Annotated in this window: 11 protein-coding genes; 8 read left to right on the forward strand and 3 right to left on the reverse strand. The window is 56.9% G+C overall.

The window, feature by feature from the left end; genetic code table 11:
- Nucleotides 1-22: 22 nt before the first annotated feature.
- From ACSPHG_RS04270 to ACSPHG_RS04300, 7 genes are all read left to right on the forward strand, one after another.
- Nucleotides 23-742 carry an RNA polymerase sigma factor FliA gene (locus ACSPHG_RS04270; protein WP_435952290.1) on the forward strand — a complete coding sequence of 240 codons (720 nt, stop codon included), beginning with the start codon at nt 23-25 and terminating at the stop codon, nt 740-742.
- A gap of 441 nt (nt 743-1183) precedes the next feature.
- Nucleotides 1184-1534, forward strand: coding sequence for a flagellar transcriptional regulator FlhD (gene flhD, locus ACSPHG_RS04275; RefSeq protein WP_435952291.1), 351 nt, complete (start codon nt 1184-1186; stop codon nt 1532-1534).
- A 1-nt stretch (nt 1535) separates the two neighbouring features.
- Nucleotides 1536-2123: a flagellar transcriptional regulator FlhC gene (gene flhC / locus ACSPHG_RS04280; RefSeq protein ID WP_435952292.1), complete on the forward strand. Its 588-nt coding sequence runs from the start codon at nt 1536-1538 to the stop codon at nt 2121-2123.
- Between the two features lie 84 nt (nt 2124-2207).
- Nucleotides 2208-3098 (forward strand): flagellar motor stator protein MotA, encoded by an 891-nt coding sequence (motA, locus tag ACSPHG_RS04285; RefSeq protein ID WP_435952293.1) that lies wholly within the window; start codon nt 2208-2210, stop codon nt 3096-3098.
- Entirely contained in the window at nt 3098-4006 is a 909-nt protein-coding gene (gene motB, locus ACSPHG_RS04290) for a flagellar motor protein MotB (protein ID WP_435952294.1), read from the forward strand. Before motA ends, motB begins: the two co-directional genes overlap by 1 nt.
- Entirely contained in the window at nt 3993-6029 is a 2037-nt protein-coding gene (gene cheA, locus ACSPHG_RS04295) for a chemotaxis protein CheA (RefSeq protein ID WP_435952295.1), read from the forward strand. The genes motB and cheA overlap by 14 nt, the downstream gene beginning before the upstream one ends.
- Nucleotides 6026-6532, forward strand: a complete 507-nt coding sequence (locus ACSPHG_RS04300) for a chemotaxis protein CheW (protein ID WP_435952296.1) — start codon at nt 6026-6028, stop codon at nt 6530-6532. The genes cheA and ACSPHG_RS04300 overlap by 4 nt, the downstream gene beginning before the upstream one ends.
- 401 nt (nt 6533-6933) lie before the next feature.
- Here the strand turns inward: ACSPHG_RS04300 and ACSPHG_RS04305 are convergent, their stop codons facing one another.
- Both ACSPHG_RS04305 and ACSPHG_RS04310 read right to left on the reverse strand, forming a co-directional pair.
- A complete protein-coding gene (locus ACSPHG_RS04305) occupies nt 6934-7311 on the reverse strand; it encodes a DUF4440 domain-containing protein (protein ID WP_435952297.1) in 378 nt (125 codons plus the stop codon).
- Nucleotides 7308-8690, reverse strand: a complete 1383-nt coding sequence (locus tag ACSPHG_RS04310) for an MFS transporter (RefSeq protein ID WP_435952298.1) — start codon at nt 8688-8690, stop codon at nt 7308-7310. Before ACSPHG_RS04310 ends, ACSPHG_RS04305 begins: the two co-directional genes overlap by 4 nt.
- A 105-nt stretch (nt 8691-8795) precedes the next feature.
- Between ACSPHG_RS04310 and ACSPHG_RS04315 the strand changes: the two genes are divergently transcribed.
- On the forward strand, nt 8796-9683 hold the full coding sequence (locus tag ACSPHG_RS04315; RefSeq protein WP_435952299.1) for a LysR family transcriptional regulator: 888 nt from the start codon (nt 8796-8798) through the stop codon (nt 9681-9683).
- On the opposite strand, the gene ACSPHG_RS04320 is transcribed toward ACSPHG_RS04315, so the two are convergent.
- Nucleotides 9652-10590 carry an Imm72 family immunity protein gene (locus tag ACSPHG_RS04320; protein WP_435952300.1) on the reverse strand — a complete coding sequence of 313 codons (939 nt, stop codon included), beginning with the start codon at nt 10588-10590 and terminating at the stop codon, nt 9652-9654. The two genes, ACSPHG_RS04315 and ACSPHG_RS04320, sit on opposite strands and share 32 nt — an antisense overlap.
- Nucleotides 10591-10619: the final 29 nt, after the last annotated feature.

A 10619-nucleotide genomic window follows, 5' to 3' on the forward strand; every position in this document is an offset into this window, starting at 1 on the left:
TATTATTGGCCGGATAAACATTGTGAGCGGTATTTATACTTCAGAAGGTATTGAAGATAAAACGGACCTGTGGTCCAGATATCAACATATAGTGCGTCAGGAAGCGCTACGCTTGCAAAAAAGGTTACCGGCAAGCGTGGAGCTTGACGATTTAATTCAGGCGGGTTCGCTGGGCTTTTTAAGCGCGGTCGATCAGTTTGACCCGAAAAAAGGCGTAACGCTAAGCGCCTGGATTACCCAGCGCGTGCGTTGGGCATTGATGGATGAATTACGCGAGCGGGACTGGGTGCCAAGAAGAGTGCGAACCCACGCCAGGGAAATGGTCGCCGTAATTCATCAGATTGAACAGGAAACGGGTCGTGAAGCGGTCGAAGCGGATATTGCCGAACGCATGGGCGTATCCATAAAAGAGCTTCAGCAAATGCTGGCGGATACCAATACCAGCCAGATTTATTCGTTGGACGAGCTACAGGAACAGTTTGCCGATAGCTTCGAGAAAATTGAAGACGCGCATGAATCGCTGAATCCGCTCAATGACGCGATTCAGGATAACTTAATCGCCAGAATTGGCGGGCATATTGCCGCGATACCCGAAAGAGAGCAGACCATTTTGCAGCTCTATTATCAGCAGGATCTCAATATGAAAGAGATTGGGCTGGTGCTGGGATTGACCGAAACTCGCGTAAGCCAGTTACACAGTCTGGCAATTAAGCGTCTGCGATCGCGAATGGATATCGCTTAGAAAAATGTTTTTATTATGTTAATTTTTTATTGTTAATATTTAGTGAGGAAGGTAAATAAATCATTTTCTCTTTTTGCGGGCAGAATTAACATTATTTCCAATGATTGAATTAACATTAAAATGTTGACTTTTAAGATCTTTTAATGATGGTTAATAATCAAATTTATCAACGAGATAGGTCGTTTTTTTCAGCGCCTGATGTTTCCGGGCGGTTGTGGACAAAAAAAGGTATGGCTATGATGCGCTCACATTTTGATGCAGCCATCTTTTGGCATTGATGTCGGATATTTGACGTCTGGTATCGTCCTCCGCTGAATACGGAAAGGGATAACGGATATCAATACCAAAGGTTCTCTGCGTCGTCTTCGTAATACTGTGTGCTCCGTATTTTCTGCGTAGTTACATTTCTAGTTTCGACTGATAAAAACTGAGAGAATTTTCATGCCTAATTTTGACGAGCATCTGCAAAGTATCCATGACATTAACCTTTCTTATTTATTATTGGCCCAACAGCTGATACGTAAAGATAAGTTTGCCGCAGGTTTCCGTCTTGGATTATCAGAAGGGTCTATCGAGAATTTGAAAGATTTATCGCTGCCGCAGCTAATGAAGCTGGCATCGACCAATCAGTTAATTTGTCGTCTGCGCATTGATGATGAAGTTGTCATTGAAAACCTGACCAAAGATTCACGTATTGAGGCGCTACAGCAAATTCACACCGGCATTATTTTGTCGACTAATTTACTCAATTCACTTTGCGAGCAGAATGCCGCAACGGCAGGAGGAGAATAATATGTGCGATAACGAAAAAAGCCTGCTGCAGGAAATTCATGAAATCCATATCGCCATGGAGTTGATTAAGCTTGGCGCGCGCATGCAGGTTTTAGAATCTGAAACCTCATTGAGCCGCCGCCGTTTGTTGCGACTGTATAAAGAATTAAGAGGCTGCCCGCCGCCAAAAGGCATGCTGCCTTTTTCTGAGGACTGGTTTATGTCCTGGGAGCAGAATATTCACTCGTCGATGTTTTATAACATCTTCCTTTATTTAAAGCAGACGCAGCAGGGCCGCACCATTGAAACGATGATGAAAGCGTACCGGCTTTATATGGAACAGTGTTATCCGCGTTCCGGGGAAAAACCGGTGCTGGGCCTGACGCGCGCCTGGACATTATTACGCTTTATCGACTGCGGCATTGTTTCCCAGAAAGCCTGTAGCGAATGCAAAGGCGGCTTTGTGGTCGCCACCGAATATATCAAAAAACCCTTTACCTGCAGCCTGTGCAGCCCGCCTTCCCGCGCGCTGAAAAAGTCGCAGGCCAGCAATCAGGATTATATCGACGCTTTCTCTTTGCAGCAGGAGGCGCTTGCCGCTTCCGCCTGACCGAACGCCTGCGGTTCACGAGATGGCTTTTACACGCCCCCGCAGTGATGCCGGGGGCGGATATTGTTTAAAGAAGGAGTAAGTGTGTTAGTTATCATTGGCTATCTTGTTGTTATTGCGACCGTGTTTGGCGGTTTTGTGATTTCCGGGGGCAACCTGGCAGCGCTGTTCCAGCCCGTTGAACTGCTGATTATCGGCGGGGCGGGGGTCGGGGCGTTTATCGTCGGCAACAACACCAAATCCCTCAAAGCCACCGGTAAAGCGCTGGTGCGGCTGTTTGTCGGCAAGCGTTACAACAAGGCCGTGTATATGGATCTGATGGCGCTGCTGTTTTTGCTGCTGTCGAAAAGCCGCGTTCAGGGGCTGATGTCGCTTGAGAAAGACATCGAAGACCCGGCCAGCAGCGAAATATTTTCCGCCTACCCGCGCCTGCTTTCCGACCCCAGCCTGATTAACTTCGTCCTCGACTACTTCCGCCTGATGATCAGCGGCAGCATGAACTCGCACGAAATCGAAGCGCTGATGGACGAGGAGATCGAAACCTGCGAAGAGGAGCTGGAGGTTCCGGCGAACAGCCTGAATACCGTCGGGGATGCCTTCCCGGCGTTCGGCATTGTGGCGGCGGTAATGGGCGTGGTCAACGCGCTGGCGGCGGCCGACCGGCCTGCGGCGGAGCTGGGCATGCTTATCGCGCACGCCATGGTGGGCACCTTCATCGGCATTCTTATCGCCTACGGCTTCGTTCTGCCGCTGGCAACGCTTTTACGCCAGATGAGCAGCGACCAGGTGAAAATTTTGCAGTGCATCAAGGTGACCCTGCTTTCCAGCCTGAACGGCTACGCGCCGCAAATCGCCGTGGAATTTGGCCGTAAGACCATTTTTAACAGCGAGCGCCCTTCGTTCGTCGAGCTTGAAGAGCACGTCCGCGAAGTCAAAACCAACGCCAGCTTTAAGGCGAAAGAGGGCGCTGCGTGATGAAAGGCGCGGCTCCGGTCATTATTTCGCGCAAGCGAAAACGCAAAAAACATGCCCATCACGGTGGAACGTGGAAAATCGCCTATGCCGATTTCATGACCGCCATGATGGCCTTTTTTCTGGTGATGTGGCTGCTTTCCACCGCCAGCGACACCAAGCGCGAGATGATTGCCGACTACTTCCGCGTGCCCATCAAGCCTGCCCTGGCCCAGGGTAACAAAATCAGCCTGAGCGACAGCGTGATCCCCGGCGGCGGCGATGACCCGATGAAGCAGGAGGGCGAAGTCTGGAAACAGAAGCTCAACCGGCTCGACAAGCTCAAGGGCGCGCAGAGCCTGAAGCGGGCCAAAGAGCGGCTGGAGCGGATGATTGAAACCGATCCGCGCCTCAACAACTTTAAATCGAACCTGCTGCTGACGCTGACCGACGACGGCCTGATGATCCAGATAACCGACTCCCAGGAGCGCCCGATGTTCAAGGTCGGCAGCGAATCCCCGGAGGCCTACATGACCGGCATCCTGCATGCGCTGGTGCCGCTGCTTAACGAGCTGCAAAACAAAATCAGCCTGACGGGCCACACGGATTCATTGCCCTATCCGGGCAACAACACCGGCTACAGCAACTGGGAGCTTTCTTCCGGTCGCGCCAACGCGGCGCGGCGCGTGCTGGTCAGAGCGGGGCTGGACGACGATCACTTCCTGCGCGTGATCGGCACCGGCAGCCGCATGGGGCTTGCCGACCTCAGCCCGGACAACCCGATGAACCGTCGCATCAGCATTCTCGTGCTAAGCGAGCCGAAAGAGCAGCAGATTCGCGATGAAAACACCGTACTTCAGCAGGCGACAACGCCGTTGCCTGCCGGAACCAATGTGAGCATACAGCAGGGAGGCGGCAATGGACGTCAATGATTTCTCTCAGGTATTTTTTGCCGAAGCGGGCGAGCTGTTAACCGAAATGGAACAGCATCTGTTGGCCCTCGACGTTGCATCGCCCGACGCGGAACAGCTAAACGCGATATTCCGCGCCGCGCACTCGGTCAAAGGCGGCGCGGGCACCTTTGGCTTCACCGCGCTGCAGGAAACCACCCATCTGCTGGAAAACCTGCTGGATAAAGCCCGCTGCGGCGAGCTGGCCCTCAACCGCGCGATGATCAACCTTTTCCTCGAGGGCAAGGACATCATGCAGGCGCAGCTGGAAGCCTACGAGGCGTCGCAGGAGCCGGATGAAGCCAGCTTCCGCTACATCCGCGAGGCGCTACAGCAAATCGTCGTGGCGGAACATTGCGACCCGGTCGAGCAGCTCGCCATCGCGCTTGCCGACGAGGTTGGGCAGCCGGAAGAGGCCGCCTGCGGCGTGCCGCGCCTGAGCGTGAAGATAAGCGATCTCGCAAAAGACGACCAGGCGCAGATGCTCGAAGAGCTGGCTAATCTCGGCGACGTTATCAGCCACGAGTCCAGCGACGATGCGCTTAGCGTGGTGCTGGAAACAACCGCCTCCGCAGACGATATCACGGCGGTGCTGTGCTTTGTGCTCGATGAAAAACAGATCGTCATTCAGCAGGCTGGCACCACCGGCCTTGTGAGCGTCGCCGCTCCGGCAGCGGCGGTGGAAACGAGCGTCGCTGCGGCTCCCGTCGCCGTGACTCCCGTCGCGGCTGTGGCAAAACCTGCCGCCGCGCCTGCGGTCGCAAAAACAAGCGCCGCCAAAAAATCGGCCACCTCGGAATCGGGCAGCATTCGCGTGGCGGTGGAAAAGGTCGATCAGATAATCAACCAGGTGGGGGAGCTTATCATCACCCAGGCGATGCTCTCGCAGCTCGCCAAATCGCTCGACCCGGCGAAGGACGGCATGCTGCTCAGCAGCGTCGCGCAGCTCGAACGCAACGCCCGCGAGCTTCAGGAATCGGTGATGTCGATCCGCATGATGCCGATGGACTACGTGTTCAGCCGCTTCCCGCGCCTGGTGCACGACCTCGGCTCGCGCCTGAATAAAGACGTCGAGCTGACGCTTATCGGCGGCTCCGCCGAGCTGGATAAGAGCCTGATTGAACGCATTATCGATCCGTTAACGCACCTGGTGCGCAACAGCCTCGATCACGGCATCGAACCGGCGGACGTGCGCGTGGCGAAGGGCAAGTCCGAGGTGGGCAATCTGACCCTTTCGGCGGAACACCACGGCGGCAGCATCGTGATTGAGGTGACCGACGACGGCGCGGGGCTTGACCGCGAGAAGCTGCTCGCCAAGGCGCGCTCGCGCGGGACCAACATCAGCGACACCGCGAGCGACGAGGACGTGTGGATGCTGATCTTCGCCGCAGGGCTGTCCACGGCGGAGAACGTCACCGATGTCTCCGGGCGCGGCGTCGGCATGGACGTGGTGCGGCGAAACATCCTTGCCATGGGCGGGCACGTTGACGTGCTGTCGGCCAAAGATCGCGGCACCACCATTCGCATCATCCTGCCGCTGACGCTCGCCATTCTGGACGGCATGTCGGTGAGGGTGGGCGATGAGATTTACGTCCTGCCGCTCGGCGTGGTGATGGAATCGCTCAAGCCGACCGACGAAATGCTCTACCGCTTCGTCGGCGAGAACCAGCTCCTGCAGGTGCGCGGCGAGTATTTACCGCTCACCAGGCTGCGCGAAGTGTTCGCCGTGCCGGAGGATAAGGGCGTGGACGAGGGCATTATCGTTATCGTGCAGAGCGCGGGCTGCCGCTATGCGCTGTGCGTCGATCAGCTTATCGGCCAGCACCAGGTGGTGGTGAAAAACCTTGAGCAAAACTACCGCAAAGTGCCCGGTATTTCCGCCGCCACCATTATGGGGGACGGCAGCGTGGCGCTCATTCTTGATGTTGTTGAGCTGGCGACCTTGAGTCACCGGCTAAGTGAAAACGCGATCCTGGTCGGGGACGCGCAGGGGAATAAACCATGACGTTACAAACTGGCAGTATGCTTTCCGTTATCGATGCCGGGCAGCAGGAGTACCTGATCTTCCGTTTGGGAGATGAAGAGTACGGCATCGAGATCCTAAAAGTGCAGGAGATCCGCGGCTGCGACCGCGTGACCCGCATTCCGAACGCGCCCGATTTTATCAACGGCGTAACCAACCTGCGCGGCGTGATCGTACCGATTGTCGATCTGCGCGTGCGCTTCGCCTTTGAGGTCGATCCGGCCAACGACCGGGCGGTGGTGATCGTCCTAAATCTTAACGATCGCATCGTCGGGATCGTGGTGGACGGCGTTGCCGACGTGCTTTCGCTGAAAGAAGAGCAGATCAAGCCGACCCCGGAAGTGGGGGCCGGGCTGGCAAGCCGCTACCTGATGGGGATCGGGGTGATGGAGTCGCGCATGGTGATTCTGGTCAATATAGAAAAGCTGCTCAGCCGCGACGAGATGGCGATGGTAGACGCGGTGACCGAGGCGTTTGTCGAGTAGTTTTTTGGTGGTTCGGCGGGGAAGGTGTCGGGTGTCGGGTGGCGGCTTACGCCTTACCCGACCAACGTTTTAGGCTCGATTGTAGGGTGGATAAGCGCAAGCCGCCATCCACCATTTCCCGCCTACCGCGCTCCGAATGTAGGGTGGATAAGCGCAGCGCCATCCACCATTTCCCGCCTACCGCGCTCCGAATGTAGGGTGGATAAGCGCAAGCCGCCTCCACCAATTTCCCGCATACCGCAGTCCGAATGTAGGGTGGATAAGCGCAAGCCGCCATCCACCATCTTCCCGCATACCGCGCTCCGATTGTAGGGTGGATAAGCGCAGCGCCATCCACCATTTCCCGCATGCCGCGCTTCGAATGTAGGGTGGATAAGCGCAGCGCCATCCACCATTTTCCCTCACGCCGCCGCGGTTTCATGCAGCCGCAGCCACCGCACGCCGCCGTTCGTCCTGCTAAACGCCACCGTAGAATGCCGGAGCGTTCCCGCCTCCCCCGGCAGGGTCTGGATTTCGCTGTAGCTGACCAACGCGCCGTCCGGCCATTCGGCGATAACGGCAATATCCGCGACCTTAATTTTTAACCCCGGCTTTGCCGCGGGCTGCCCACGGAAAAAGCCGCATAGCCTCGCGAAATCGAGCCGCGCGCCGCTCGTCGCCACCATCGTAAAGGCGGGGGCGAATCTCGCCAGCAGCGCCTCTACGTCACCTTCACCCTTGCCCAGCCAGCTTTCGATGGCGACGTGGGCGTCTATCACTTCAAAAACGTATGGATTCATTTTGCTTCCTTTTGTGCGTGGAGCTTGCGCACGATGGCGCGGTTATTCAGGCGCAGGCACAGCGCCGCCGGGGCGAGCGCGCTGGCGGCGGCTAGGTAAAAACACAGCGCGTAGGCGTCCGCCGGTGCGAAGTGGTTGAGAAGCTTATTGAGGAGCAGGCTCATAATGGCGACGCCGAGGCAGAAGCTCAGCTGGCGGTTGATGTTCCACAGCGCGCTGGCCTGCGGCAGCTGCGCGTCGTCAATGTGCAGGAAGGCGCTGCTTTGCGCGGTGCTGCTGCACAGGCTGCCGCCGAACCCCATCAGCGTAAACGCGGCCAGCAGGAGCGGATAGTGGCCGGCGCTATCGACCTGCGTGAGTAACAACATCCCCAGCCCCTGAAGCAGGCAGCCGCAGACCAGCAGCGGGCGTGGGCCGAAGCGGTTGAACTGCTTGCCGGTAAAGGTAATCGCCAGCAGCGAGGCTATCGACCAGGGCACCATCAGGCTGCCGACGAGCGCGGCGCGCATGCCGAGCTGGTTTTGCAGCCACAGCATCGCCACCAGGCTGACGCCGATAAACATCCCCGGGATCCCCTGATAAATCATCATCGCGCTGCGCAACAGCGGTTCGTTAACCAGGCGCAGATCGAGCAGCGGGTGAGGGTGGCGCAGGCTGTGGCGCACGTAGGCGGCAAACACGATCAGCCCGCCGACAAGCATGCCCAGCCCCGGTGCGAGATCCTCGCTTTGCGCAAGGCGCGTCAGGCCGAGCAGCAACAGCAGCAGGGCGCTACAGCCGCCGAGCAGGCCGATAAAATCCAGCGACGAGCGCGGCTGGCTGGACGGTTCCCTGCGTAACCACATCGCCGCCAGAATTAACGCCAGCAGCGCCAGCGGCAGGTTGGCGAAGAACACCCAGCGCCAGCTAAGGTTATCGACGATAAGCCCGCCGAGCGCCGGGGAAAGCGCCGGGGCCAGCAGGCCAACCAGCATAATCGCCGCCGTCAGCCCCGCCCGCTCGTGGCTTTTATAAAGCTGATAGGCCAGCGTCTGCCCGACCGGGATCAGCAGCCCGCCGCCCATGCCCTGCAAAACCCGCCAGCCGATGAGCTGCGCGATGGTCTGCGCATAGCCCGCGCCGAGCGTCGCCAGAAGAAAAAGCCCGAGTGAAACCAGCAGAACGCGCCGCCCGCCGATGCGTTGGGCAAGCCATGCGCTGAGCGGGATCACCAGCGTCAGCCCGAAGATGTAGCCGTTGCTGACCCAGGCCAGTTCGCTGACCGACGCGCCCAGCCCGTGGCCGATGGCGGGGTAGGCAACGTTTGCGATAAACATATTGATGAGATCGACGAAAAAGCCGAGCAGGTAAACAGCGGCAACTTTGGTACGATAGGGCATGGAACCTCCGGTTAGAGGCCGGAAGTGTAGCGGGGCAGATTGTCGGGATAAATCGCCGCCGGAGGATTACACTGTCAAAAATATTTTGACAGTAGCGAGGCTACGATGCTCAACCTGCAAAGGCTGACGATATTTGTCGCGGTGGTAGAGGCGGGCAGTTTTACCGCCGCCGCCGTGGCGCTTGGGCAAACCAAGGCGGCGGTAAGTTTTAATATCAAGCAGCTGGAAGCGGAGCTAGGCGTGTCGCTGCTGGTGAGAAGCACGCGGCGGCTTTCGCTTACCGACTCGGGGGAGCGCTTCTACCTGCGCTGCCAGCGCCTGCTGGAAGAGGCGGAAAACCTGCTCGACGACGTGCAGCAGGATCACGGCGGCCTGAGCGGCGTGCTGCGCATTACCAGCACGCCGGAGTACGGCGCGCAGGTGGTTGTGCCCGCGCTTGCTGCCTTCAGCCGCCAGCATCCGCAGCTGCGCATTCAGCACGTCTCGTCTTCCTACCACGCGGATTTGATCGCCGAGCGCTTCGACGTTGCCATTCGCCTGGGCCAGCTTGCCGACTCCAGCCTGCGCGCCGCTCCGATAGGCAGCTTCGCGATTTTGCCCGTCGCCTCGGCGGGTTATCTCGCCGAAAGGCCGATTACCCACCTCGCCGAACTCGCCCAGGCCGCGTGGCTGGCGCACAGCCGCCTCAGCTCGCCGCTAAGCTGGCAGGTCACCACGCCGGGCAAGCAGGCGGTTCTGTTCAAGGTGGAAACGCCGCCGACAATAATGGCCGACAGCGCCACCGCGCTGCTCTCCTTTGCCAAACACGGCGCGGGCGTTGCCCTGCTGCCCGACTGGCAGGTCGCCCCGTCGCTTGCTAACGGTGACCTTCAGGCGCTGCTGCCGGACCACGGCTTCCCCCGGCAAAGCATTTACGCGCTGTATCCCAATACGCGCCACGTCCCCGAGAAGGTCCGCGTGTTTATTGATTTTCTGCGGGAGTGGGTGCGCTAGCTGGTTCGTCATCCAGAAAATATTCTGACTCATCCGGGATGATTCCATCGCAATAGCGGGTATCTTCCCAAACCAGGCGCCAGTGAACGTCGCGATAACGTATAGGGTTATCTGAAAGAACTCTGTGTTTATTGTCTTCGATTAATGTGTCGTAATAAATCTGTAACGGAGCGTTCATTCCGCGAATAAAATAATTATAGGCACCGAGGTTTTTAAACCCTTTGATGCCATCTTTAATGACCAGAAGTTTATGGTGGTACTGAATTTTTACCGGTTCCCATATTCCGTCACAGGGTACTTGGTCGTTAGTTTTGATAATAATATCGCTGCGTTGAGGTACTGGTGGAAGGTTTTTTGGGAATACAGGATAAGATAATGTTTTTAATTTATGACGATAGTTATCAGGATCAAGCAAATATTCGGCATCAAAAAAATTGCACGCTTTATTTTGCGGTGGATAAAGCAGATTATCACCCTTAAATTCTGCTGCAATTCTTAATATATTTAACTTCTCAATTTCAGGCGGATAGGCTTCTTCCTGGCCCCCGCGCTCATGACAGGGCAAATAGAAAAATGAGCTAACTAAATTTACGGGGTTGAAAAGTTGATCAAATGCGCCTGTTTTAATTTGCCATACCTGCCGGTTACCGCTTGCCAGCTCCGGTAATCCCTCATCATAGAGACGCAGGGCGTCGTAAACCCAAATAATGACTTCAGGATCGAATCCATTAGTGATCTTTTCCGGCCAGGTTTTTAGCGCCTCTTCATACTTATGCGCAAAATGTGCCCAGGCATCGCGCTTGCGCTGCCACAGGCTGTAGCTGCTCAGGCGCTGCAGCAGCCAGAACAGTTTGCGCCGTACCTGATCGTCGCTCATTGGGTATCTGGTTTGTTCAATCGTAATCATCGTTCACTCCCTGTGGCCCTGGCGGGTGG

Origin of the sequence: Dryocola baronae (assembly GCF_051297175.1) — a bacterium.
In the GTDB taxonomy this organism is placed as follows: domain Bacteria; phylum Pseudomonadota; class Gammaproteobacteria; order Enterobacterales; family Enterobacteriaceae; genus Dryocola.